The 23,117-nt window shown below is 62.1% G+C and carries 20 protein-coding genes; 12 read left to right on the top strand and 8 right to left on the bottom strand.

Annotation, left to right across the window (positions count from 1 at the left end; genetic code table 11):
- The first annotated feature begins 113 nt into the window (after nt 1-113).
- Nucleotides 114-1,433: an MFS transporter gene (locus tag PM2_RS03235; RefSeq protein WP_016713659.1), complete on the top strand. Its 1,320-nt coding sequence runs from the start codon at nt 114-116 to the stop codon at nt 1,431-1,433.
- A gap of 164 nt (nt 1,434-1,597) precedes the next feature.
- Here PM2_RS03235 and PM2_RS03230 read toward each other — a convergent pair whose 3' ends face one another.
- Nucleotides 1,598-2,350: a COG4705 family protein gene (locus PM2_RS03230; protein ID WP_028698580.1), complete on the bottom strand. Its 753-nt coding sequence runs from the start codon at nt 2,348-2,350 to the stop codon at nt 1,598-1,600.
- 342 nt (nt 2,351-2,692) lie between these two features.
- On the opposite strand from PM2_RS03230, the gene PM2_RS03225 reads away from it, so the two are divergent.
- Together PM2_RS03225 and PM2_RS03220 are read left to right on the top strand one after the other, a co-directional pair.
- Nucleotides 2,693-3,058, top strand: coding sequence for a hypothetical protein (locus PM2_RS03225; RefSeq protein WP_028698581.1), 366 nt, complete (start codon nt 2,693-2,695; stop codon nt 3,056-3,058).
- A gap of 117 nt (nt 3,059-3,175) precedes the next feature.
- Nucleotides 3,176-3,781 (top strand): flavin reductase family protein, encoded by a 606-nt coding sequence (locus tag PM2_RS03220; RefSeq protein ID WP_016713656.1) that lies wholly within the window; start codon nt 3,176-3,178, stop codon nt 3,779-3,781.
- Here PM2_RS03220 and PM2_RS03215 read toward each other — a convergent pair whose 3' ends face one another.
- Together PM2_RS03215 and PM2_RS03210 are read right to left on the bottom strand one after the other, a co-directional pair.
- Nucleotides 3,782-4,048 carry a hypothetical protein gene (locus PM2_RS03215; protein ID WP_016713655.1) on the bottom strand — a complete coding sequence of 89 codons (267 nt, stop codon included), beginning with the start codon at nt 4,046-4,048 and terminating at the stop codon, nt 3,782-3,784.
- Nucleotides 4,049-4,064: 16 nt separating this feature from the next.
- The gene (locus PM2_RS03210; protein WP_028698582.1) at nt 4,065-4,358 is read right to left on the bottom strand and encodes a putative quinol monooxygenase; all 294 of its coding nucleotides are present in this window, start codon (nt 4,356-4,358) and stop codon (nt 4,065-4,067) included.
- A 202-nt stretch (nt 4,359-4,560) separates the two neighbouring features.
- On the opposite strand from PM2_RS03210, the gene PM2_RS03205 reads away from it, so the two are divergent.
- Complete coding sequence (locus PM2_RS03205; protein WP_025753919.1) at nt 4,561-5,481, top strand: AraC family transcriptional regulator; 921 nt, start codon at nt 4,561-4,563, stop codon at nt 5,479-5,481.
- 73 nt (nt 5,482-5,554) lie between these two features.
- Here PM2_RS03205 and PM2_RS03200 read toward each other — a convergent pair whose 3' ends face one another.
- Nucleotides 5,555-7,192 carry a 5-guanidino-2-oxopentanoate decarboxylase gene (locus PM2_RS03200; protein ID WP_028698583.1) on the bottom strand — a complete coding sequence of 546 codons (1,638 nt, stop codon included), beginning with the start codon at nt 7,190-7,192 and terminating at the stop codon, nt 5,555-5,557.
- Between the two features lie 114 nt (nt 7,193-7,306).
- Between PM2_RS03200 and PM2_RS03195 the strand changes: the two genes are divergently transcribed.
- Complete coding sequence (locus PM2_RS03195) at nt 7,307-8,182, top strand: LysR substrate-binding domain-containing protein (RefSeq protein WP_028698584.1); 876 nt, start codon at nt 7,307-7,309, stop codon at nt 8,180-8,182.
- Nucleotides 8,183-8,280: 98 nt separating this feature from the next.
- On the opposite strand, the gene PM2_RS03190 is transcribed toward PM2_RS03195, so the two are convergent.
- Together PM2_RS03190 and PM2_RS03185 are read right to left on the bottom strand one after the other, a co-directional pair.
- A complete protein-coding gene (locus PM2_RS03190; RefSeq protein WP_028698585.1) occupies nt 8,281-8,895 on the bottom strand; it encodes an NAD(P)-dependent oxidoreductase in 615 nt (204 codons plus the stop codon).
- A 27-nt stretch (nt 8,896-8,922) separates the two neighbouring features.
- Nucleotides 8,923-9,798, bottom strand: coding sequence for an MBL fold metallo-hydrolase (locus PM2_RS03185; protein ID WP_016713649.1), 876 nt, complete (start codon nt 9,796-9,798; stop codon nt 8,923-8,925).
- A gap of 102 nt (nt 9,799-9,900) precedes the next feature.
- Between PM2_RS03185 and PM2_RS03180 the strand changes: the two genes are divergently transcribed.
- A complete protein-coding gene (locus PM2_RS03180; RefSeq protein ID WP_028698586.1) occupies nt 9,901-10,806 on the top strand; it encodes a LysR family transcriptional regulator in 906 nt (301 codons plus the stop codon).
- Nucleotides 10,807-11,063: 257 nt separating this feature from the next.
- Here the strand turns inward: PM2_RS03180 and PM2_RS03175 are convergent, their stop codons facing one another.
- Nucleotides 11,064-11,933, bottom strand: coding sequence for an isocitrate lyase/PEP mutase family protein (locus PM2_RS03175; RefSeq protein WP_016713647.1), 870 nt, complete (start codon nt 11,931-11,933; stop codon nt 11,064-11,066).
- A 361-nt stretch (nt 11,934-12,294) separates the two neighbouring features.
- Between PM2_RS03175 and PM2_RS03170 the strand changes: the two genes are divergently transcribed.
- A complete protein-coding gene (locus PM2_RS03170) occupies nt 12,295-13,746 on the top strand; it encodes an MDR family MFS transporter (protein ID WP_016713646.1) in 1,452 nt (483 codons plus the stop codon).
- Between the two features lie 83 nt (nt 13,747-13,829).
- On the opposite strand, the gene ttgR is transcribed toward PM2_RS03170, so the two are convergent.
- Entirely contained in the window at nt 13,830-14,462 is a 633-nt protein-coding gene (gene ttgR, locus PM2_RS03165) for an efflux transport transcriptional regulator TtgR (protein WP_016713645.1), read from the bottom strand.
- 256 nt (nt 14,463-14,718) lie between these two features.
- Between ttgR and ttgA the strand changes: the two genes are divergently transcribed.
- The 5 genes from ttgA to PM2_RS03140 all read left to right on the top strand — a co-directional run bounded on the left by ttgA (nt 14,719) and on the right by PM2_RS03140 (nt 23,108).
- On the top strand, nt 14,719-15,873 hold the full coding sequence (ttgA, locus tag PM2_RS03160) for a toluene efflux RND transporter periplasmic adaptor subunit TtgA (RefSeq protein WP_016713644.1): 1,155 nt from the start codon (nt 14,719-14,721) through the stop codon (nt 15,871-15,873).
- Nucleotides 15,874-15,876: 3 nt separating this feature from the next.
- Nucleotides 15,877-19,029 (top strand): multidrug efflux RND transporter permease subunit TtgB, encoded by a 3,153-nt coding sequence (gene ttgB, locus PM2_RS03155; RefSeq protein WP_016713643.1) that lies wholly within the window; start codon nt 15,877-15,879, stop codon nt 19,027-19,029.
- Nucleotides 19,026-20,480 carry an AdeC/AdeK/OprM family multidrug efflux complex outer membrane factor gene (locus PM2_RS03150; RefSeq protein ID WP_016713642.1) on the top strand — a complete coding sequence of 485 codons (1,455 nt, stop codon included), beginning with the start codon at nt 19,026-19,028 and terminating at the stop codon, nt 20,478-20,480. Before ttgB ends, PM2_RS03150 begins: the two co-directional genes overlap by 4 nt.
- A 250-nt stretch (nt 20,481-20,730) precedes the next feature.
- Nucleotides 20,731-21,984, top strand: a complete 1,254-nt coding sequence (locus PM2_RS03145; protein ID WP_028698587.1) for an OprD family porin — start codon at nt 20,731-20,733, stop codon at nt 21,982-21,984.
- A gap of 200 nt (nt 21,985-22,184) precedes the next feature.
- Nucleotides 22,185-23,108 (top strand): LysR family transcriptional regulator, encoded by a 924-nt coding sequence (locus PM2_RS03140; RefSeq protein WP_016713640.1) that lies wholly within the window; start codon nt 22,185-22,187, stop codon nt 23,106-23,108.
- Nucleotides 23,109-23,117: the final 9 nt, after the last annotated feature.

The following is a 23,117-nucleotide window of genomic DNA, read 5'->3' as shown; positions in this document are numbered from 1 at the left end:
TCGCAACGCCTTCAAATGAATCACCCTGCCCCCATTTGGCACACCTTCTGCTATTGCCTTGGCAAGCTGCGCCACGGCGCGCTCCACACAAAAACAACGAGAAGGTATCTCTGATGGATAACGCCACCTCCCTGCCCGCCGGGGCGGCCACTGCGCCCGCCGCGGAAAAAACCACCGCCAGCCGCCTGAAGTCGATCTTCAGCGGGTCCATCGGCAACATGGTCGAATGGTACGACTGGTACGTCTACGCCGCATTCTCGCTGTACTTCGCCAAGGCCTTCTTCCCGGCCGGCGACTCCACCGCACAACTGCTCAACACCGCCGCGATCTTCGCCGTGGGCTTCCTGATGCGCCCGATCGGTGGCTGGTTGATGGGCCTGTACGCCGACCGCAAGGGCCGCAAAGCTGCATTGATGGCCTCGGTACTGCTGATGTGCGCAGGCTCGCTGGTCATCGCCCTGACCCCGGGCTACGAAACCATCGGTGTCGCCGCACCGATCCTGCTGGTGATCGCGCGCCTGATGCAGGGCCTGTCGGTGGGTGGTGAATACGGCACCTCGGCCACCTACCTCAGCGAAATGGCCAGCAAGGACCGCCGTGGTTTCTTCTCCAGCTTCCAGTACGTGACCCTGATCTCCGGGCAACTCATTGCCCTGGCGGTACTGATCATCCTGCAGCAGACCCTGACCACCGAGCAGCTGTACGCCTGGGGCTGGCGCGTGCCGTTCGTGATCGGTGCGCTGTGCGCCGTGGTGGCCCTGTACCTGCGTCGCGGCATGGAAGAAACCGCCTCCTTCACCAAGAAGGAAAAGGCCAAGGAAAGCCTGATGCGCACCCTGATGCGCCACCCCAAAGAGCTGATGACCGTGGTCGGCCTGACAATGGGCGGCACCTTGGCCTTCTACACCTACACCACCTACATGCAGAAGTACCTGGTCAACACCGTGGGTATGAGCATCAGCGACTCGACCACCATCTCGGCCGCCACGCTGTTCCTGTTCATGTGCCTGCAGCCGTTGATTGGTGGGCTGTCCGACAAGATCGGCCGTCGCCCGATCCTGATCGCCTTCGGTGTGCTCGGCACCCTGTTCACCGTCCCTATCCTCAGCACCTTGCACACCATCCAGACCTGGTGGGGCGCGTTCTTCCTGATCATGGCCGCGCTGATCATCGTCAGCGGCTACACCTCGATCAACGCAGTGGTCAAGGCAGAGCTGTTCCCGACGGAAATCCGCGCTCTGGGCGTGGGCCTGCCGTACGCCCTGACCGTGTCCATCTTCGGCGGCACCGCCGAATACGTGGCCCTGTGGTTCAAGAGCGCAGGTATGGAAAGCGGCTTCTACTGGTACGTCACTGCCTGTATCGCCTGTTCGCTGCTGGTATACGCAACCATGAAAGACACCAAACAGCACTCGCGGATTACTACTGAGTGAGTTTGAACCTGCCGCAATGAAGAAGGGCGCACCGTTTCGGGCGCCCTTTTTTCATGCATTGTGAATGCATGATGTGATTCGATGAGCCAATGATTGATCCTATTCGGCTCATCATGTGAGCCGAATAGCTCAATTAATCGGCTCACCAGCGCCTGAAACCTGGCTCAGGACATCTCCAACGCCTGACGCGGCTCACGGCGCTGGTACCAGCTGGCCATCAGCACCAGCACCAGCAACACCCCGCCCAGCACAGCCGAAGAGCCGACCGTGCCAAAGTCCAGGCCCCCCTTTTCATGGGGTTTGGTCAGGACATCGCCCAGCGTGGCGCCAAACGGACGGGTAAGCACGAACGCCACCCAGAACAGCACAACGCCTGGGATACGCGTCCAGTAGCGGGCTACCACTACCAAGGCAATGGCACTGCCGATCAGCAACGCGCCGCCAGCAAAGCCGAGCCCCGAATCATCGGCCAGGTAATCGCCCAGGGCGGTGCCAAGCGTGTTGGAAAACAGGATCGCTACCCAGTAAAACAGCTCGCCCGTGCGGTTATTGATACGGGTGACATCAAGTGGGTTGCCGCTCAGGCGCCACACCAGGAAGGTCAGCAGCAGGATGCCGATGAGCAAGGCCGACCCCGTGGCATAACCCAGGCCCAGAGTGCGGTCCATGAAGTCGGACATGGTGGTGCCGGCGGTACTGGTGGAGAGGATCACCAGCCAATACAGCATTGAGTGGTAACGGCGCGAGTAGAGTTGGCCGAGCAACGTCAGCAGGAACACGCTGATCAGCAGCAGCGAGCTGACGGCATAGCCAACGTTCAGCGTCATCGACAGCAAGTCGCCCGCCGTTTCGCCAAGGGTGGTAGCGCAGATCTTCATGACCCAGAAGGCCAAGGTGATTTGCGGGAGTTTGTTCATTGTTGTACCGCTCCAGTTTGAGGTGCGGCGATGGTGCTGATCGTTGCCTAAAAAATCGGTTGGTGATGCATGAAAAAAGCGTTGATAGATCTTTGAAACAAGATATTTCGTTCTTAACGTCTCATTAATTCCCACCCTTCAAGCTGAAATAGCTCAAAGAACGACAACGCGCGGGCATGCGGCTCCTGGGTGATGCCACAGCCTGATTCACGAAAAGCGCTCCTACATACATCGAATAATTAGATTTTTAATCGCTATTTTTTGCGCTTTTTAATCAAATTAATCGGCGTAGGATTAAACCCATAGAAACAAACAACCCCTGAAGCCCTTGGAGCAACGACCATGAAAAACAAACTGATCCTTACCCTGGCCCTCTCGGTTTTCGCAGCTGGCGCTTACGCCGAAGATGGCTTCGACCGTACCAACGCCCACACATTTGCAGCGGTACAGAGCCAGTCCGCTACCTACGCTGAAGATGGTTTCGACCGCACTGGTGGCCAACGCTTCGCCGAAGACGGCTTCGACCGCACCGGTGGCCAACGCTTCGCCGAAGACGGCTTCGACCGCACCGGTGGCCAACGCTTCGCCGAAGACGGCTTCGACCGCACTGGCGGCCAACGCTTCGCCGAAGACGGTTTCGACCGCACTGGCGGCCAACGCTTCGCCGAAGACGGCTTCGACCGCACCAACGCCCACCGCATCAGCTGATCCCTGATGCGTGCACCCAGCCCGGCTTTCGCCGGGCTTGATCATTTGCAGACGGGCACAGGCTTGGCACACTAGGCACCTCGCAACCCAGGAGGTGGGCCAGCAAGCCCAGCACAGATGTATTACTACGAACCCGCCAAAGGCCACGGCCTGCCCCACGACCCGTTCAACGCTATCGTCGGCCCCCGCCCCATCGGTTGGATCTCCTCGCAAGACCGTGAAGGCCGCCTGAACCTGGCGCCCTACAGCTTTTTCAACGCGTTCAACTACATCCCGCCGATCATCGGTTTCTGCAGCGTCGGGCGCAAAGACAGCCTGAACAACATCGAACAGACCGGCGAATTTGTCTGGAACCTGGCCACCCGCCCGCTGGCTGAGCAGATGAACCAGAGCTGCGCACCGGTTGCGGCCGAAGTAAACGAATTTGAATTGAGCGGCCTCACTGCCACGCCGTCGAGCATCGTCAACGTACCGCGCGTGGGGGAAACACCCGTGGCCTTCGAGTGCAAGGTCAGCCAGATCGTGCAGCTCAAGCGGGCAGACCAGGCGCTGGTGCCCAGCTGGCTGATCCTGGGTGAAGTGGTGGCGGTGCACATTGCCGAGCACCTGCTGAAAAACGGCATCTACGACACCGCTGCCGCCGAACCGATCCTGCGTGGCGGTGGCCCGGCGGACTACTTCGAGCTGGGCAACCTGTTCAAGATGGCCCGCCCGCCGGCCTGATCACCAGATCAGCTCGCCCTCTTCGCTTACGCCTTGCAGGCGTTGCAGCTCCGCCGTAGCCGCTTCGTCGGCGGCCACGGCCCCCTTGAACACCTGCCCGTCCAGTACCTTGTGAAAACGCGGCGCGCCGCCCATGCCCAAGGCCTTGACCGCGATAGCCGCGTTGTAGCCGCCCCCCTCGACCGGGACCATTGCCGAAACCGCTTCGAAATGCGGGAATTCCCTACGTGCCATGTTGCTATCCACTTGATTGAACAAGGCAGTCATTTTACCCCATCACTGATCAATCGAAGGTATGCAGGTCCAAGCTGCTGACCACCTGTGCCTGTACCAGCTCGCCAAACACCTCCAACGTTGGCGAAGCAAAGTAGCCACTCATCGCCTGCAGGTCCTGCCAGCTACCGCTGAGTAACCAAAGGTCGGCATCCGCCTGGGAGCGCTGCACCGTGAAACTCAGGCAACCCGGCGCCCGCAGCGAGGGTTCGAGCAGGTCGCGCAGTCGCGCACCCAACTCGGCTGAGCGCCCGCTGCTGGCACGGATGAAAGCAAGGTGGGTGACCGGTTGTTTTGAGGTCATTGCACAATCTCCTTGAAGCAGGCGGACGGAAAAGCCAGGCTGCCAAGGTTAGGGGCTACCTCGCGCGACGCGTTAGGCCATTACTGCATGCCGATTGCCTAATCCTGCAGCGTGACAGGATCAGGCAATCGACGTGCAGCTTTCGACTAGCGCCCGCCCTTGCCCAAACCTATGCTGCGTCGGTCAGCAGAGGAAATCCACCATGACCACACCGACACCCATCGACCCGCCCCTGGAATTGCAGCGCCAGGAGCTTGCGGAACTGATCCGCCGTCATGCCGGCGATCCTCACGGCCCGGCCTCGGCCATCGATGGCTTGTTCCTGGTGCGCTACACCGAGAACGTGCGCTCGGTGCCGACTCTCGCTCAACCCGCGCTGTGCATCCTGGCCCAGGGCAGCAAAAGCCTGTTCCTCGGTGACGAACAATATGCCTACGACCCGCTGCACTACATGGTGGTTTCGGTAACCTTGCCACTGAGCGGCGTAAAGCTCGACGCCAGCCCCGAACACCCCAGCCTTGGGTTGCGCATAGACCTGGACCCGGCAGAGATCAGCCAGCTGATTGCCGAGAGCGGGCCGATGCTGGTGCCTAACCGGCCTTCCGGCCGCGGTTTGTATGTGGACAGAACCGATGCGCCATTGCTTGATGCCCTGCTGAGGCTGATCCGACTGCTGGACACGCCGCGCGATATCGCGATGTTGGCGCCGTTGTTCCGCCGTGAAATTCTCTACCGTTTGTTGCGCGGGCCACAGGGTTATCGGCTGTACGAAATTGCCTTGGCCAACAGCCAGACGCACCGGGTTTGCCAGGCCATTACCTGGCTCAACAACAACTATCAACAGCCGCTGCGTATCGAGGACCTGGCCCGGGAGGTCAACCTCAGCACCTCGACCCTGCACCACCGCTTCAAGGCCGTGACGTCGATGAGCCCGTTGCAGTACCAGAAGCAGCTGCGCCTGCAGGAGGCGCGCAGGTTGATGCTCAATGACGGGCTGGAGGCGGCGGTGGCGGCTTATCGGGTGGGGTATGAAAGCCCATCGCAGTTCAGCCGGGAGTACAGCAGGCTGTATGGAGCGCCGCCGATTCGGGATGTCGCCAGATTGAGAGCCACTGCTGTCTAGGACTTGTTGGTGGCTGTACCGGCCCTTTCGCGGGCTCGCCCGCGAAAGGGCCGGTACAGGCAACAGCTTCACTTCAACCCAAAACTGTCCCTTGCCACTGATTCTGGTCAACCTGAATCAAGGTAGGCCCCTTGCGTTCCACCGCCTGCCCCAGCGCCGCCTGCAACTGCGCCACATTCGTCACATTCTCCGCCGCAGCCCCCAACGCCCGTGCCACGCCGATGAAGTCCGGCGTATGAATATCCACGCCAACCGGCTCGATCGCCCGGTTGACCATGTACTTCTTGATTTCCTCATACCCCTGGTTATTCCACAGCAGCACGATCAGCGGCACCTGCGCCTCCACCGCGCTGGCCAGCTCCGGCAGGGTGAATTGCATACCACCATCGCCAATCAGGCACACGGCAGGCGCACGCTGGCCGATTTGCTCCGCACTCCCGAGCCAGGCGCCCATGGCCGCAGGTAGCGCATAACCCAGGGTGCCGTAGCCGGTCGAGGCATTGAACCAGCGACGTGGCTGATCCATGTCCAGGGTCAGGTTGCCGGTGTACACCGGCTGGGTCGAGTCGCCCACCAGAATGGCATTGGGCAGGCGCTCAAGAATGGCGCTCAGCAAACGCGTCTGGCTCAATGTCGGCTGGTCCCAACCTGCCGCCAGAGCCTTGCGCAGGTTGGCCACCCGGGCCACACCCCAGGTGCTTTCACGCACGGGTTGCGGCTGAGTCTGCAAAGCACCGAGCAGCGCTTCGGCGGCCAATTTGGCATCAGCCACCAGCGCCAGCTCCGGCAGGTAATTGCGCACGGTCTGGTCCGGGTCGATATCGATGCGCAGCAGGCTTCCCGGGATCTCGAAGCCACCCTTGAAGGTCACGTCATAATCGGTTTCGGCCAATTCGGTGCCGATCGCCAGCACCACGTCGGCCTCGGCGACGAGCGCCCGCGTGGCAGGCAACGACTGGGTCGAACCGATTTGCAGCGGGTGGCTGGCCGGCAGCAAACCCTTGGCATTGATGGTCAACGCCACCGGAGCCTGAAGGTGTTCGGCCAGGCGTGCCAAGGCAGCACCGGCTGCCAACGCGCCACCGCCGGCCAGAATCAACGGCCGCTTTGCACCGGCCAGGCGCTCGGCCAACTGTGTTACAGCTTGCGGGGCAGCCCCCGCACGGCTACCGCGCACGGGCCGGCCCGGCAGCAGGAAATCGGCCGGTTCGACCAGCACGTCGAGCGGGATTTCGATATGCACCGGGCGTGGTCGGGCGCTGTCGAACACGGCAAATGCCCGGGCCAACACCTGCGGCAGGTCTGCTGCACTCATCAAGGTGTGGGAAAACGCAGCCACGCCCGACACCAGCGCCGCCTGGTTGGGCAGCTCGTGCAACTTGCCACGGCCACCGCCCAACTGATCACGGGACTGCACGCTGGAAATCACCAGCATCGGGATCGAATCGGCGTAGGCCTGGCCCATCGCCGTGGTGATGTTGGTCATGCCTGGGCCGGTGATGATGAAGCACACTCCGGGTTTACCACGGGTGCGCGCATAGCCGTCAGCCATGAACCCGGCACCCTGCTCGTGGCGCGGAGTGATGTGTCGAATGGACGAACCCGCCAGGCCGCGATAGAGCTCCACGGTATGCACACCGGGAATGCCGAAGACATGGTCCACGCCATAGCCTTCAAGGAGTTTGACCAGTACTTCGCCGCACGTTGCCATCAGGGTTCACCATGAATCTGCTTGGGTTATGTGCTTATTGGACCCAACCCACGACTACCACCACAATGCAAAAAAACACATACTAGCCATGTCTTCTAATCATGGCTTATCGCAATGAAACGCCTACCGCCCTTACCCGCCCTGTACACCTTTCTGGTGACCGCCCAGCACTGCAACTTCACCCGTGCCGGGCAACAGTTGCACATCACGCAAGGCGCCGTCAGTCGCCAGATCGCGGCCCTTGAGGAGCACCTGGGGTATGCGCTGTTCCAGCGCCTGGCCCGTGGGCTGAGCCTGACCCGTGAAGGCCAGGACTGGCTGCCACGGGTGCAGCAGGTGTTCGCACTGATCGAACAAGGCGTGAATGAGGTGGGCGGACGCAGCACGACCTTGCAGCTCAAGGCACCCACCTGCGTGATGCGTTGGTTATTGCCACGCCTGATGGAGTGGCAAGCACTGCGCCCGGATGTGCCGGTGGAGCTGACGACTACGGTGCAGCACGGGGTGGACTTTCGCCGGGAGGGCTTCGATGCGGCAGTGGTCTATGGCGACACGCCGAACCACGGGTTACAGGTGCGCAAGTTGTTCGATGAACAGCTGACGCCGGTGTGTGCGCCATCGCTATGCGACGGGCCAATACCCTTGCGGCAGGTGGATGACCTGTCGCGGCACATGTTGCTGCACCCCTCGCGGGACGAGCATGACTGGCGGTTGTGGTTGCAGGCGGCCGGGGTGACGTTGGCCGCTCATGGGCCCAAGCAGCACTTCGAGACGCTGGACATGGCAATGGCCATGGCCTCGCAGGGGACCGGGGTGGCAATTGGCGACTGGTCGCTGATTGGTGATGACCTGCGCGGGGGGCGGTTATGCATGCCGTTTGCGCTGAAGGTGATGACCGGTAAGGGGTACTACCTGGTGAGCCAGGCCAGGAGCTTGCCGCCGGGGTTGGTGGAATTGCTGGACTGGCTGGAGAGCCAGGCCAGCCTATGAAGGCCTCTTCGCGGGCACTCCCGCTCCCACAGGATCTGCACAGATTCCAAGGCCTGTGCTGTACCTATGGGAGCGGGAGTGCCCGCCAAGCAGGCAACTCAGTAGCCGACCGTGAAACGCCGGCGCGAATGCGCCGGCTTTTCCAGCTCATCGATCAAGGCAATCGCATAATCGGCAAAGGTAATCCAGCTCTTGCCATCAGCACCAATCAGCAGATGATCCTTGCCCAGCGTGTACCGCCCACTGCGCTCACCTTCAACGAACTCCGCCGATGGCGACAGGAAGGTCCAGTCCAGGTTCGGCTCCCGCTGCAACGCCTCCAAAAAGCGCACGCCTGCAGTGGCCTCGGCCTTGTAGGCGTCCGGAAAGTCCGGGCTGTCGATCACCCGGTGCCCCGACGGCAACAGCAGGCTGCCCGCACCACCCACCACTAGCAAGCGCTTGACCCCGGCCCGCTTGACCGGCTCAATGATCGCGTGCGGCTCGATGGTCGAGAAATGCGCGGCGCTCAGCACGGCATCCACGCCCGCGACCGCGGCTTGCAGGGCCGCGCTGTCCTTTGCATCCAGCGCCTTGACGGTCACGCCTTCCCGGCCCTCCAGTTTCGAAGGGTCACGGGCGATGGCCAATACACTGTGGCCACGGCGCAGGGCCTCTTCCAGCAACTGGCTGCCAGCACGGCCAGTGGCACCAATGATTGCGATCTTGCTCATGGGATACTCTCCATCAATTGAACGGAATTACCACTTCATCTCGCCCTTGGCGACCTTGGCTCCCAGCTCCAGGGAGCTTTCATCGGCCAGGCCCGGGTAACGCTGCTTCATCGCCTCGATCAAGGCACCCGCGTCTTTTGCCTTGGCCGTTTCGGCATCGAAGTCACGAATGTAGTTCGCCGTGAAACGCACAGCCTCCAGCGAGCGGCTGCTGTCCCTCAGGTAATGGCCCGGGATGACCGTACGCGGCGCCAGCGCTTCGATGTGCGCCAGGGTGCCGAGCCAGTCGGCATGCGACTGGGCGGTCTGGGTATCGGCCATCCACACATGAATGTGCTCGGACACCACCACGCCGCCGACCACCGCCTTGATCGACGGGATCCACACAAAGCTGCGGTCTGGTTGCGGACCGTCAAGGCCAACCACCTCAAGGGCCTGCCCTTCCAGCGTCAATCGGTTGCCTTCCAGTACCTGTGGCAACACCAGCCGTGCCGGTTTGTCCGCCCCCATCTGCGGGCCCCAGTACGCCAGCTTGGCGTCCATGGTCTGACGGATATGCGCGACAGTGGCGGCCGAGGCCAGCACCTTGGCGTCGGGGAAAGCGTTTGTCAGGGTGTCCAGGCCGAAGTAGTAATCCGGGTCACCGTGGCTGATATAGATGGTAGTCAGGTGCTTGCCGCCAGCTCGCAGGCGCTGCACCAGTTGCTGGGCCTGGGCCTTACCGAACTGGGCATCGACCAGCACGGCATCGTGCTCGCCACTGACAATCACCGAACTGACCGGGAAGATGGCCTCATGCCCAGGGTTGTAGACTTCCAGCTTCAAGGGTTCGGCGGCCAGCGCCGGGCCGGCCAGGGTAACGCAGGCCAGCAGCAGGCCCCGCAAGGGAGTGAACAGGGACATTGGCAACGCCTTCCAGATAACGTTGGCCAACAGCTTAGTTGCCCGATCCATGACAAAAAATGCGATGCTCGAACATAGTTTGTTTCTGAAACCGGGCAAATCATGGACCGTCTCAACGCCATGCGCGTTTTCGTCACCGTCGTCGACCTGGGCAGCCAGTCGGCAGCGGCGGATCATTTGCAGCTATCGCGGCCGGTGGTGTCGCGCTACCTGGCAGCGCTGGAAGACTGGGTGGGCGCGCGCCTGATGCAGCGCACCACACGCAAGCTCAGCCTCACCGCCGCCGGCCAGGAAACCCTGCCACGCTGTCGGCAGTTGCTGGAGTTGGCCGGTGACCTGCAGGCTGCCGTGCAACAGCCAGATGACGCGCCCAAGGGCGCATTGCGCATCAGCGTCAGTACGTCCTTTGGCCAGGCGCAACTGGTGGATGCAGTGGCTGCCTATGTGCGGCGCTACCCAGGCGTGAAGGTGGAACTGCAGATGCTCGACCGTACCGTCAACCTGGTGGATGAGCGTATCGACCTGGCCATCCGCACCAGCAACGACCTGGACCCCAACCTGATCGCCCGGCGCCTGAGCATATGCCGCTCGGTGGTGTGTGCGTCCCCCGCCTACCTGCTTGAGCATGGCACGCCGCAGCGGGTCGAAGAACTGAGCCGGCACAACTGCCTGACCCATGCCTATTTCGGCCATAGCCTGTGGCATTTCGAGGTGGGCGGCCAACAGATCGCCGTGCCGATAACAGGGAACATCAGTGCCAACGAAGCCATGACATTGCAAAAGGCCGCGCTGGCTGGCGCGGGTATCGCCATGCTGCCAACCTACCAGGCCGCCGATGCCCTGCGCCGGGGCGAACTGGTGCGTCTGCTGCCCGAGGCAAAGCCCCGCGAACTGAACCTGAATGCGGTGTACACGTCACGCAAGCACATGCCGCCCACCTTGCGCAGCATGCTGGATTTTCTGGTGCAGCGGTTCAAGGACGAACCCGAGTGGGACCGGGATCTCTGATGTAACGTGAGAAATGACCTACGATTAAAGGTATCACCTGTCGCTGTAACAGGAGGTGAGTACCATGGGCATCAAATCAAGAAGAGTCGCCCTTGTCATGGCCCTGACTGCTGTCGCAGGGCTGTACGGCTCAGCCTGTTGGCGCGCCGAGCTGCTACGCAGCCAGCCCAGTGCCGCCAACAGCTGCGAGCAGGCACATTGCGTGCCTCACACCGCAACCTTGAGCGCCGTCCGTTGAGTTGACGGCGCGCCGCCGGTCACTCTTCCACGCTCATGTATTCCTTGGCCCAGCGGATGTAGTCCTCGGGCTGGGTGTAGGTGTGCGAGAGTTCGGTCGCGCTGAGGTTTTCCGACTTGTTCTGCTGGCCACGTTGCAGGCGCAGGCAGTCGTAGGTGGCCTTGATGGCAGCAAAGTAGGCCGCGTGACCATCGACCACTATACGCACGCCCAGGCGCGCCAGGCGCTCGTCATCGCGCAGGTTCGGGTTGCCATAGGTGACCAGCATCAGCGGTACGGTCAGGTGCTCGGCAATTTGCTCAAGCTGCTCGAAGTCTTTTACCCCCACCATGCAGATACCATCGGCACCGGCTTTCTGGTAGCTCTGGGTGCGCACGATGATTTCTTCGGTGGTGAGCACGCCTGCGTTGGTGCGGGCAATGATCGACAACGACGAATCGACCCGCGCCTCCAGCGCCGCACGAATCTTGCCAACGCCCTCCTCGACCGGAATCAGGTCGGTGGACTTGCGCCCGAACTGGGCGGGCAGCAGGGTGTCCTCGATGGTCAGCGCAGCCACGCCGGCGCGCTCCAGCTCGATCACCGTGCGCATCACGTTCAATGCGTTGCCATAGCCATGGTCGGCGTCAGCCAGGAACGGCAGCTGCGCTACCCGGCCAATACGGGTGGCTTGTTCGACGAACTCGCTGAGGGTAATGAGGGCAAAGTCCGGCGCGGCCAGTACCTGCAACGAAGCAACGGAGCCACCGAGGATACCGACCTCGAAGCCGAGGTCTGCGGCAATGCGCGCAGACATCGGGTCGAACACCGATGCAGTGTGGTAACAAGAACCTGAAGCGAGCAGCTCGCGGAAGGCAAAACGCAGATCTTGATGGGAAGCCTTGGGCATGATCACTCCGCAATTTAAGTTGAAATTTGAACGGTAACTACCGACCCCTGTAATCGGGTCTACCTGACCTGTTCCAACCGTCGCCATCTGGGCGGTCATGCTCGACATGCAGGCAGAGGAATAAAAGGTGTGGGAGACAGCACACTGAAAAACCTGCGGCAGAATGTTGCACCAAGCTGGTGCAGGCCGCGAATTTCAGCCTCTGTGGCATACCAACGATATCACGCAGCCATGCCGCACTGGATGAATGCGCCAATGCCGATTCGGCATAGGGGATGCAGATAGTACATAGGAAGCTACCTAACTCAGGTTACAATCCGACTTGCCCAAAGAGGCCGTAACAGACAGACAAGGTATTCCCGTGACCGCCGCCCTGCCCCCCACCACCCTGCGCAACGTGCTCACCGCTCTCATGCTGGCCATTTTTCTCGGCGCACTGGACCAGACCATCGTCGCCGTCTCGCTGCCGGCAATCTCGGCCCAGTTCAACGATGTCGGCCTGCTGGCCTGGGTCATCTCCGGCTACATGGTGGCGATGACCGTGGCCGTGCCGATCTACGGCAAACTGGGCGATCTGTACGGGCGGCGGCGGATGATCCTGACCGGTATCAGCCTGTTCACCCTGGCCTCCATCGCGTGCGCCATGGCCCAGGACATGCAACAGCTGGTGCTGGCCCGTGTACTGCAAGGCATTGGCGCGGGCGGCATGGTCTCGGTCAGCCAGGCGATCATCGGCGATTTCGTGCCACCGCGTGAGCGCGGCCGCTACCAAGGTTACTTCAGCAGCATGTACGCCGTGGCCAGCGTCGCCGGGCCAGTGCTGGGCGGCTGGCTGACCGAGTACTTGTCGTGGCGCTGGGTATTCTGGATCAACCTGCCGCTGGGGCTGGTTGCCTTGTGGGCGATCCGCCGTGCCCTCGGTGGCATGCCGGCGCAACGCCGCGAGGCCCAGGTGGATTACCTCGGCGCCGTGCTGCTGATCCTCGGCCTGGGCAGCTTGTTGCTGGGCATCACCTTGGTCGGTCAGGGCCACGCCTGGATTGATCCTGCCGTACTGGCCCTGTTCGCCTGCGCTGTACTGGGCCTTGCGTTGTTCATCGCACATGAGCGGCGCTGCCCGGAGCCGCTATTGCCCTTGGGCCTGTTCAGCAATCGGGTGGCGGTGCTGTGCTGGGGGGTGATCTTTTTCGCCAGCTTCCAGTCGATTTCCCTGACGATGCTCATGCCGTTGCGCTACCAGGGCATCACGGGTGCTGGCGCCGACAGCGCCGCGCTGCACCTGTTGCCACTGGCCATGGGCCTGCCCCTTGGCGCCTTCACCGGCGGTCGCATGACCAGCCGCACGGGGCGCTACAAGCCGCAGATCCTGGCAGGTGCATTGTTGATGCCCGTGGCCATTTTCGCCATGGCGCTGACGCCGCCACAATCGGCTTTGCTCAGCGCGCTGTTCATGCTGCTGACCGGCATCGCCTGCGGGCTGCAGTTCCCGACATCGCTGGTGGGCACGCAAAGCGCGGTGGAAAGCAAAGACATTGGTGTGGCCACCAGTACCACCAACCTTTTCCGTTCGCTGGGCGGGGCCATGGGCGTGGCCTGCATGTCCAGCCTGTTGCTGGCGCTGCTGCATCAGGGCGGATTTGAAATGCTGGGTAACCCGTTGCTGGGGAGCCTGAAGGCCGGTGAAGTGGACTTGGTGACACAGGCGCGCCTGACTGAAACATTCCGTCATTTACTGATGGGGAGTGCCCTGATTGCGGTGCTCGGGCTGGCAGCAGCAGTGGCATTGCCCGACCGGCAACTGCGGGGGCGCTGAAGCGCGGGGCCACCCGCCGGCCCCGCCTTTAATCACCGCTTAATACAGAGGGGAAACACTCCCTCACAATCCTTAACAAAGTGTCATTTGCGCAGTGCCGGGCTCAAGCGCAGCATATCCAACCCGGTGTCGACCCATTTTTCGACATCACCCAACAGATCGACACTGTCAGGCAGCAACAGCCAGCGCCCGATCAGGCCATCGACAAAGGCAAACATGGCCACCGCCGCGCGCTCGACATCCAGCTCGCCAGGCAACTGGCCCCGGCGCACGGCATTGGCCAGCGCCAGGGTGATGCCCTTGTGGCAATCCAGCACCGCGCCCTGGCGCTGCTGGCGAATTTCACACATGTCATCGGTGAACTCGCACTTGTGATGCAGGATTTCATTGATACGCCGGGTTCGGGCATCGAGCACCAGCTCGTTGAACACCTGCAACAACAGCTTGCGCATGCAGCCAAGCGGGTCGACTTCGTCCTCGCTTTCGCTGGCCCGCGCCAAATGGTCATGGGTCTCGTGCAGGCTGTCGAGCAGCGCCTGCACCAGTTCGGCCTTGTTGTTGAAGTGCCAGTAGATCGCCCCGCGCGTCACACCCGCCAGTTCGGCGATGTCGGCCAGGGTGGTTCGCGCAACCCCGCGCTTGTAGAAGGCCTTTTCCGCCGCCTCGATGATCTGGGCGCGGGTTTCCTGGGCTTCCTCTTTGGTTCGACGGACCATGGCAGTACAACCTCATCTGGCCCGAACGCGCAGCGCGTACGGGGAACGCTCCGGGGGCACCTCTGCAGGGGCCTCGCGGATGAGCTAATCAAGGGCTGTGGCGGTACCTCAGTACAACTCAGCGGTATTTACAAACAACCATGAATGTAAGTATATTCCTTAGCAAGCTATTTATCCACCGGATAGCAACTTTTCCAGATCAAGACACTTCCACTACTCTTGAGCGTCTCCCTGCTCCAGCGACCCGAGGATCCTCATGCAATTCAAGCCAGCCGTTACCGCTCTGGTTTCCGCCGTCGCCCTGGCAACCCTGCTCAGTGGCTGTAAGAAAGAAGAAGCAGCGCCAGCGGCGCAGGCTCCTCAGGTCGGCGTCGTGACCATCCAGCCCCAAGCCTTCACCCTGACCTCGGAATTGCCGGGGCGTACCAGTGCCTACCGCGTCGCCGAAGTGCGCCCGCAGGTCAACGGCATTATCCTCAAGCGCCTGTTCAAGGAAGGCAGTGAGGTCAAGGAAGGCCAGCAGCTCTACCAGATCGACCCTGCCGTGTACGAAGCCACCCTGGCCAATGCCCAGGCAAACCTGCAGGCGACCCGCTCGCTGGCCGAGCGCTACAAGCAACTGATCGACGAGCAAGCCGTTTCCAAACAGGAATACGACGACGCCAATGCCAAACGATTGCAGGCCGAGGCTTCGCTGAAAAGCGCCCAGATCGACCTGCGCTACACCAAGGTGCTGGCACCGATCAGTGGCCGTATCGGCCGTTCTTCGGTCACCGAAGGTGCGCTGGTGAGCAATGGCCAGACCAACGCCATGGCCACCATCCAGCAACTCGACCCGATCTACGTCGACGTCACCCAGTCCACCGCCGAGCTGCTCAAGCTGCGCCGTGACCTGGAAAGCGGCCAGTTGCAGAAGGCCGGCGACAACACCGCCTCGGTACAGCTGGTGCTGGAAGACGGCAGCCTGTTCAAGCAGGAAGGTCGTCTGGAGTTCTCCGAAGTCGCGGTCGACGAAACCACCGGCTCGGTCACCCTGCGCGCCATCTTCCCCAACCCCGACCACACCTTGCTGCCTGGCATGTTCGTGCATGCGCGGCTGAAGGCCGGTGTCAACGCCAACGCCATCCTGGCACCGCAACAAGGCGTGACCCGCGACCTCAAAGGCGCGCCAACCGCGCTGGTGGTCAACCAGGAGAACAAGGTCGAGCTGCGCCAGCTCAAGGCCAACCGTACCTTGGGCAGCGACTGGCTGATCGAGGAAGGCCTCAACCCGGGTGACCGCCTGATCACCGAAGGGCTGCAGTACGTACGCCCGGGCGTCGAAGTGAAGGTCAGCGAAGCCACCAACGTCAAGAAGCCGGCCAGCCCTGATCAGGCCAACGCGGCGAAAGCAGACGCCAAAGCGGAGTAAACCATGTCGAAGTTCTTTATCGATCGCCCGATCTTCGCCTGGGTGATCGCCTTGGTGATCATGCTGGTCGGCGCCTTGTCGATCCTGAAGTTGCCGATCAACCAGTACCCCAGCATCGCGCCGCCGGCCATCGCCATCGCCGTGACCTACCCGGGCGCCTCGGCGCAAACCGTGCAGGACACCGTGGTACAGGTGATCGAGCAGCAGCTCAACGGTATCGACAATCTGCGTTATGTGTCGTCGGAAAGTAACTCCGACGGCAGCATGACCATTACCGCTACCTTCGAACAAGGCACCAACGCCGACACTGCGCAGGTGCAGGTACAGAACAAGCTGAACCTGGCCACCCCGCTGCTGCCGCAAGAAGTGCAGCAGCAAGGTATTCGCGTTACCAAGGCCGTTAAAAACTTCCTGCTGGTGATCGGCCTGGTGTCCGAAGACGGCAGCATGACCAAGGACGACCTGGCCAACTACATCGTCTCCAACATGCAGGACCCGATCTCGCGTACTGCGGGGGTGGGTGACTTCCAGGTGTTCGGTGCCCAGTACGCCATGCGTATCTGGCTCGATCCGGCCAAGCTGAACAAGTTCCAGCTGACCCCGGTCGACGTCAAGACCGCCGTGGCCGCGCAGAACGTGCAGGTGTCTTCCGGTCAGCTCGGCGGCCTGCCAGCGTTGCCGGGTACCCAGCTGAACGCCACCATCATCGGCAAGACCCGTCTGCAGACTGCCGAGCAGTTCGAGAAGATCCTGCTCAAGGTCAACAGCGACGGTTCGCAGGTACGTCTGGGTGATGTCGCCCAGGTAGGCCTGGGCGGTGAAAACTACGCGGTCAGCGCCCAGTTCAACGGCAAGCCGGCTTCCGGCCTGGCGGTAAAACTGGCAACCGGCGCCAACGCCCTGGACACCGCCAAGGCGCTGCGCCAGACCATCGCCGACCTGGAACCGTTCTTCCCGCCGGGGGTGAAAGCCGTATTCCCGTATGACACCACCCCGGTGGTCACCGAATCGATCAGCGGCGTGATCCACACCCTGATCGAAGCCGTGGTCCTAGTGTTCCTGGTGATGTACCTGTTCCTGCAGAACTTCCGCGCCACCATCATCACCACCATGACCGTTCCGGTGGTGTTGCTGGGTACCTTCGGCATCCTGGCCGCTGCGGGCTTCAGCATCAACACCCTGACCATGTTCGCCATGGTCCTGGCCATCGGCTTGCTGGTGGACGACGCCATCGTCGTGGTGGAGAACGTCGAGCGGGTAATGTCCGAGGAAGGCCTGCCGCCCAAGGAAGCGACCAAGCGCTCGATGGAGCAGATCCAGGGTGCCCTGGTGGGTATTGCTCTGGTGCTGTCGGCGGTACTGCTGCCCATGGCGTTCTTCGGTGGTTCCACCGGTGTGATCTATCGGCAGTTCTCCATCACCATCGTCTCGGCCATGGGCCTGTCGGTGCTGGTGGCGCTTATCTTCACCCCGGCCCTGTGCGCCACCATGCTCAAGCCGCTGAAGAAGGGCGAGCACCATGTGGCCAAGCGTGGCTTCTTTGGCTGGTTCAACCGCAACTTCGACCGCAGCGTAACCGGCTACGAACGCAGCGTTGGTACCATCCTGCGCAACAAGGTGCCGTTCCTGCTGGCCTATGCACTGATCGTGGTTGGCATGATCTGGCTGTTCGCCCGTATTCCTACCGCCTTCCTGCCTGAGGAAGACCAAGGCGTACTGTTCGCCCAGGTACAGACCCCGGCCGGTTCGAGTGCCGAGCGTACCCAGGTGGTGGTTGACCAGATGCGTGAGTACCTGCTGAAGGAAGAAGCCGACACCGTGGCCTCCGTGTTCACCGTCAACGGCTTCAACTTCGCCGGTCGCGGCCAGAGCTCGGGTATGGCGTTCATCATGCTCAAGCCTTGGGATGAGCGTTCCAAGGAGAACAGCGTGTTCGCCCTGGCCCAACGTGCCCAGCAGCACTTCTTCACCTTCCGCGATGCAATGGTGTTCGCCTTCGCCCCGCCAGCAGTACTGGAGTTGGGTAACGCCACCGGCTTCGACGTGTTCCTGCAGGACCGCGGCGGTGTCGGCCACGAGAAGCTGATGGAAGCGCGCAATCAGTTCCTGGCCAAGGCTGCACAAAGCAAGATCCTCAGTGCCGTGCGCCCTAACGGCCTGAACGACGAGCCGCAGTACCAGCTGACCATCGATGACGAACGTGCCAGCGCCCTGGGCGTGACCATCGCCGACATCAACAACACCCTGTCGATTGCCTTGGGTGCCAGCTACGTCAACGACTTCATCGACCGCGGCCGGGTCAAGAAGGTGTACATCCAGGGCGAACCAAACGCCCGGATGAGCCCGGAAGACCTGCAGAAGTGGTACGTGCGCAATGGCGCTGGCGAGATGGTGCCGTTCTCTTCCTTTGCCAAGGGCGAGTGGACCTACGGTTCGCCGAAGCTGTCGCGCTACAACGGTGTCGAGGCAATGGAAATTCTGGGTGCACCAGCGCCGGGCTACAGTACCGGTGAAGCCATGGCCGAGGTCGAGCGCATTGCTGGCGAACTGCCAAGCGGCATTGGCTTCTCCTGGACCGGCATGTCCTACGAGGAAAAACTCTCCGGCTCGCAAATGCCGGCGCTGTTCGCCCTCTCGGTACTGTTCGTGTTCCTGTGCCTGGCCGCCCTGTACGAAAGCTGGTCGATCCCGATCGCCGTAGTGCTGGTCGTACCGCTGGGTATCATCGGTGCCCTGATCGCCACCAGCCTGCGCGGCTTGTCCAACGACGTGTACTTCCTGGTCGGCCTGTTGACCACCATCGGCCTGGCGGCGAAGAACGCCATCCTGATCGTCGAGTTCGCCAAGGAACTGCACGAGCAAGGCCGCAGCCTGTACGACGCGGCGATCGAAGCGTGCCGCATGCGTCTGCGCCCGATCATCATGACCTCGCTGGCGTTCATCCTCGGCGTGGTACCGTTGACCATCGCCAGTGGCGCCGGCGCCGGCAGCCAGCACGCCATTGGTACCGGCGTGATCGGCGGCATGATCAGTGCGACCGTGCTGGCTATCTTCTGGGTACCGCTATTCTTCGTCGCAGTGTCGTCGCTGTTCGGCAGCAAAGAGCCGGAAAAAGACGTCACCCCTGAAACTCCACGTTATGAGGCTGGGCAATGACCAAGTCTTTGTTGTCCCTGGCGGTAACCGCTTTCATTCTTGGCGGCTGCTCGCTGATTCCCGACTACCAGACCCCGGAATCGCCGGTGGCAGCGCAGTGGCCGCAAGGCCCTGCGTACTCGCCGACCCAGTCGGCAGACGTTGCCGCCGCCGAACAGGGCTGGCGCCAGTTCTTCCACGACCCGGCACTGCAGCAGCTGATCCAGACCTCGCTGGTCAACAACCGCGACCTGCGCGTCGCCGCGTTGAACATCGACGCCTACCGCGCGCAATACCGCATCCAGCGTGCCGACCTGTTCCCGGCGGTTTCGGCCACCGGCAGCGGCAGCCGCCAGCGCGTGCCGGCAAACATGTCGCAAACCGGTGAATCGGGCATCACCAGCCAGTACTCGGCCACCCTGGGCGTCAGTGCCTATGAGCTGGACCTGTTCGGCCGTGTGCGCAGCCTCACCGAGCAGGCGTTGGAAACCTACCTGTCCAGCGAGCAGGCGCGCCGCTCCACGCAGATCGCCCTGGTGGCCAGCGTGGCCAACGCCTATTACACCTGGCAGGCCGATCAGGCGCTGTTCAAGCTGACCGAAGAAACGCTGAAGACCTACGAGGAAAGCTACAACCTCACCCGTCGCAGCAACGAAGTCGGCGTGGCTTCAGCACTGGATGTCAGCCAGGCGCGCACCGCCGTGGAAGGCGCCCGCGTCAAGTACTCGCAGTACCAGCGCCTGGTCGCCCAGGACGTCAACAGCCTGACCGTGTTGCTGGGCACCGGTATTCCGGCCGACCTGGCCAAGCCGCTGCAGCTCGATGCCGACCAACTGGCCGAAGTGCCAGCCGGCCTGCCGTCGGACATCCTCCAGCGTCGCCCAGACATCCAGGAAGCCGAACACCTGCTCAAGGCCGCCAACGCCAATATTGGCGCCGCCCGCGCAGCGTTCTTCCCGAGCATCAGCCTGACGGCCAACGCTGGCAGCCTGAGCCCCGACATGGGCCACCTGTTCTCGGGCGGCCAGGGCACCTGGCTGTTCCAGCCGCAGATCAACCTGCCGATCTTCAACGCCGGCAGCCTGAAGGCCAGCCTGGACTACTCGAAGATCCAGAAGGACATCAACGTCGCCAAGTACGAAAAAACCATCCAGACCGCCTTCCAGGAAGTCTCCGATGGCCTTGCGGCGCGAAAAACCTTCGAAGAGCAACTGCAGGCCCAGCGTGACCTGGTGCAGGCGAACCAGGACTACTACCGCCTGGCCGAACGCCGCTACCGCATCGGGATCGACAGCAACCTGACCTTCCTCGATGCCCAGCGCAACCTGTTCAGTGCCCAACAATCGCTGATCACCGACCGCCTGTCGCAGCTGACCAGCGAGGTCAACCTGTACAAGGCGCTTGGTGGTGGCTGGTATGAGCAGACCGGGCAGGCCAATCAGCAGGCATCGGTGGACGTACCGAAAAGCTGACTGGTCATGTAACAGCATCAGGCCCACCCTTGCGGTGGGCTTTTTATTTGCCGGAGGAAATTAATTAACCAACCGGAACATTCCGTTCGATTATCGCCCCATTCCGCTTGCGGCGAATTGCCTCAGCCCCGCACAACCCCGCACCATCCCCTCACGCAACGTTGCCCAAGTTCATCCAAAAGACCCGCACCTGCCGGTTCGATCCGGCAGTGCACCGGCTCGCCCCATAAAAACAAGAGATCCACGACAGATGAGCACTTTGCAACCCGCACGCCAGCTGCTGCCCGGCCTGTTGGCCATGTCCTGCGCCTTCCCGCTGTTCGCCGCCGAAGGCGGTTTCATGGAGGACGCCAAGGCCACCCTCAACCTGCGCAACTTCTACATCAACCGCAACTTCGTCGACCCCGCCCACCCGCAGGCCAAGGCCGAAGAATGGACACAAAGCTTCATTCTCGACGCCCGCTCCGGCTTCACCCAAGGCACCGTCGGTTTCGGCGTGGACGTACTGGGCATGTACTCGGTCAAGCTCGACGGCGGCAAAGGCACCACCAACACGCACCTGCTGCCCGTGCATGATGACGGCCGCCCGGCCGATGACTTCGGCCGACTGGGTGTCGCACTGAAAGCCAAACTGTCCGAAACCGAGCTGACAGTCGGTGAATGGATGCCGGTACTGCCCATCCTGCGCTCGGACGACGGCCGCTCGCTGCCACAGACCTTCCGCGGCGGCCAGCTGACCTCGAAGGAAATCGCCGGCCTGACCTTGTACGCCGGCCAGTTCCGCGGCAACAGCCCGCGTAACGACGCCAGCATGGAAGACATGTCGATGAACGGCAAAGGCGCGTTCACCTCCGACCGTTTCAACTTCGGCGGCGGTGAGTACACCTTCAACGACAAGCGCACCATGATTGGCCTGTGGGATGCCCAGCTCAAGGACATCTACCGCCAGCAATACCTCAACCTGACGCACAGCCAACCGCTGGGCGACTGGACCCTGGGTGCCAATCTGGGCTACTTCATCGGCAAGGAAGACGGTGCCGAACGCGCCGGCAAGCTGGACAACCGCACCGCCTCGGCCATGCTCTCGGCACGCTACCAAGGCCACACCTTCTACGTCGGCCTGCAAAAGGTCAGCGGCGACGATGCCTGGATGCGGGTCAACGGCACCAGTGGTGGCACCTTGGCTAACGACAGCTACAACTCCAGCTTCGACAATGCCAAAGAACGCTCCTGGCAGGTGCGCCATGACTTCAACTTCGCCACCGTTGGCGTGCCTGGGTTGACGTTGATGAACCGCTACATCAAGGGTGACAACGTCACCGTGGGCAGCGTGGATGATGGCAAGGAGTGGGCACGCGAGACCGAACTGGCGTACGTGGTGCAGTCGGGCAGCTTCAAGGACCTGTCGGTGAAATGGCGCAACTCCACCATGCGCCGGGACTTCAGCACCAACGCGTTCGATGAGAACCGGTTGATTGTGAGTTACCCGCTGAACCTCCTTTAAATTCTTCGCGGGCACTCCCGCTCCCCAGGGTCACCACAGCTTTTGAAAACTGTGGTGACCCTGGGGAGCGGGCGTGCCCGCGAAGAGGCCAGATGCCCAATAAAATAACTTTAAGCTATAAACAAATCCTAAAACCTTCTTTGACGACATAAGCTGTAACCGCTTGAATAGGCCCCTGATCCCCGCCCCAGAGCCGTGACATGGACCTCCGCCAGCTGCGCTACTTCATCGCCCTTACCGAATACCGCAGTTTCGTCCGTGCCGCCGAGGCCATGGGCATTACCCAGCCCGCCTTCAGCCGTGCCATCCAAGGCCTGGAACACACCTTCGGCTGCCCGCTGGTAGACCGCGCCAGCAAAGCCCTGCCGCCTACCCCCGAAGGTCTGGTGGTGCTGCAACATGCCCGCCGATTGGTTCAAGGCGCCGCGCAGCTGAGCAACGAAGTGCTGCAGATGACCAAGCTCGACGCCGGCGAGCTTCACTTCGGCAGCGGCCCGGCCCTGGCTGTGCGCCTGGTGCCCGACGCCCTGCGCCACTTCATCGAGCGCCATCCCGGTATCCGCACTTCCCTGCTGGTGGACAACAGCGAACGCCTCGGTCAGGCCTTGCGCCGCGAACAGATCGAGTTTTTCGTCGATGATATCCGCCCGTTCGAAGCCGACCCCAATTTCCACACCGAGCCCCTGTCGCCACGCCCAGGGCTGTTCTTCTGCCGCCCGGGCCATCCGCTGCTGGCCAAGGACAGCCTGTCGACCAACGACCTGTTCAGCTACCCGCTGGCCAGCGCCCTGCTCGCCCCCGGTGTGCGCAAGCGCCTGGCTAACCTGAGCGGGCGCAACGACTTCACTCCGCACCTGCAAACCGAGCATCTGGCGGTGCTGCGCAGCGTGGTACAGGCCAGCGATGCCATTGGTACCGCCAGCGAAGAGGCCGTGGCCGAAGATTTGGCCGCAGGCACACTGGTGCGCCTGCACTGGCGCAACCTGCCGCCTGCACTGGAGGTGTTGAGCGTGCGCTGCGGCGTGGTCAGTCGCAGTGGCTATCGATTGTCGCCGGCTGCGCGGGCGATGATCGAGACGCTGGTGGGGCTGGATATGCCAGTGCGGGCTGCTGCCATTCGCTGAGCTGATGAT

Source organism: Pseudomonas monteilii NBRC 103158 = DSM 14164 (assembly GCF_000730605.1).
GTDB lineage: Bacteria > Pseudomonadota > Gammaproteobacteria > Pseudomonadales > Pseudomonadaceae > Aquipseudomonas > Aquipseudomonas monteilii.
The sequence above is the reverse complement of the archived record's forward strand: the minus strand, read 5'-3'. Positions and strand labels throughout refer to the sequence as shown.

What these genes read in the sequence shown, in the direction of transcription:
- PM2_RS03235 (WP_016713659.1), top strand. Translation starts at nt 114, where the DNA reads ATGGATAACGCCACCTCCCTGCCCGCCGGGGCGGCCACTGCGCCCGCC.
- PM2_RS03230 (WP_028698580.1), bottom strand. Translation starts at nt 2,350, where the DNA reads ATGAACAAACTCCCGCAAATCACCTTGGCCTTCTGGGTCATGAAGATC.
- PM2_RS03225 (WP_028698581.1), top strand. Translation starts at nt 2,693, where the DNA reads ATGAAAAACAAACTGATCCTTACCCTGGCCCTCTCGGTTTTCGCAGCT.
- PM2_RS03220 (WP_016713656.1), top strand. Translation starts at nt 3,176, where the DNA reads ATGTATTACTACGAACCCGCCAAAGGCCACGGCCTGCCCCACGACCCG.
- PM2_RS03215 (WP_016713655.1), bottom strand. Translation starts at nt 4,048, where the DNA reads ATGACTGCCTTGTTCAATCAAGTGGATAGCAACATGGCACGTAGGGAA.
- PM2_RS03210 (WP_028698582.1), bottom strand. Translation starts at nt 4,358, where the DNA reads ATGACCTCAAAACAACCGGTCACCCACCTTGCTTTCATCCGTGCCAGC.
- PM2_RS03205 (WP_025753919.1), top strand. Translation starts at nt 4,561, where the DNA reads ATGACCACACCGACACCCATCGACCCGCCCCTGGAATTGCAGCGCCAG.
- PM2_RS03200 (WP_028698583.1), bottom strand. Translation starts at nt 7,192, where the DNA reads ATGGCAACGTGCGGCGAAGTACTGGTCAAACTCCTTGAAGGCTATGGC.
- PM2_RS03195 (WP_028698584.1), top strand. Translation starts at nt 7,307, where the DNA reads ATGAAACGCCTACCGCCCTTACCCGCCCTGTACACCTTTCTGGTGACC.
- PM2_RS03190 (WP_028698585.1), bottom strand. Translation starts at nt 8,895, where the DNA reads ATGAGCAAGATCGCAATCATTGGTGCCACTGGCCGTGCTGGCAGCCAG.
- PM2_RS03185 (WP_016713649.1), bottom strand. Translation starts at nt 9,798, where the DNA reads ATGTCCCTGTTCACTCCCTTGCGGGGCCTGCTGCTGGCCTGCGTTACC.
- PM2_RS03180 (WP_028698586.1), top strand. Translation starts at nt 9,901, where the DNA reads ATGGACCGTCTCAACGCCATGCGCGTTTTCGTCACCGTCGTCGACCTG.
- PM2_RS03175 (WP_016713647.1), bottom strand. Translation starts at nt 11,933, where the DNA reads ATGCCCAAGGCTTCCCATCAAGATCTGCGTTTTGCCTTCCGCGAGCTG.
- ttgR (WP_016713645.1), bottom strand. Translation starts at nt 14,462, where the DNA reads ATGGTCCGTCGAACCAAAGAGGAAGCCCAGGAAACCCGCGCCCAGATC.
- ttgA (WP_016713644.1), top strand. Translation starts at nt 14,719, where the DNA reads ATGCAATTCAAGCCAGCCGTTACCGCTCTGGTTTCCGCCGTCGCCCTG.
- ttgB (WP_016713643.1), top strand. Translation starts at nt 15,877, where the DNA reads ATGTCGAAGTTCTTTATCGATCGCCCGATCTTCGCCTGGGTGATCGCC.
- PM2_RS03150 (WP_016713642.1), top strand. Translation starts at nt 19,026, where the DNA reads ATGACCAAGTCTTTGTTGTCCCTGGCGGTAACCGCTTTCATTCTTGGC.
- PM2_RS03145 (WP_028698587.1), top strand. Translation starts at nt 20,731, where the DNA reads ATGAGCACTTTGCAACCCGCACGCCAGCTGCTGCCCGGCCTGTTGGCC.
- PM2_RS03140 (WP_016713640.1), top strand. Translation starts at nt 22,185, where the DNA reads ATGGACCTCCGCCAGCTGCGCTACTTCATCGCCCTTACCGAATACCGC.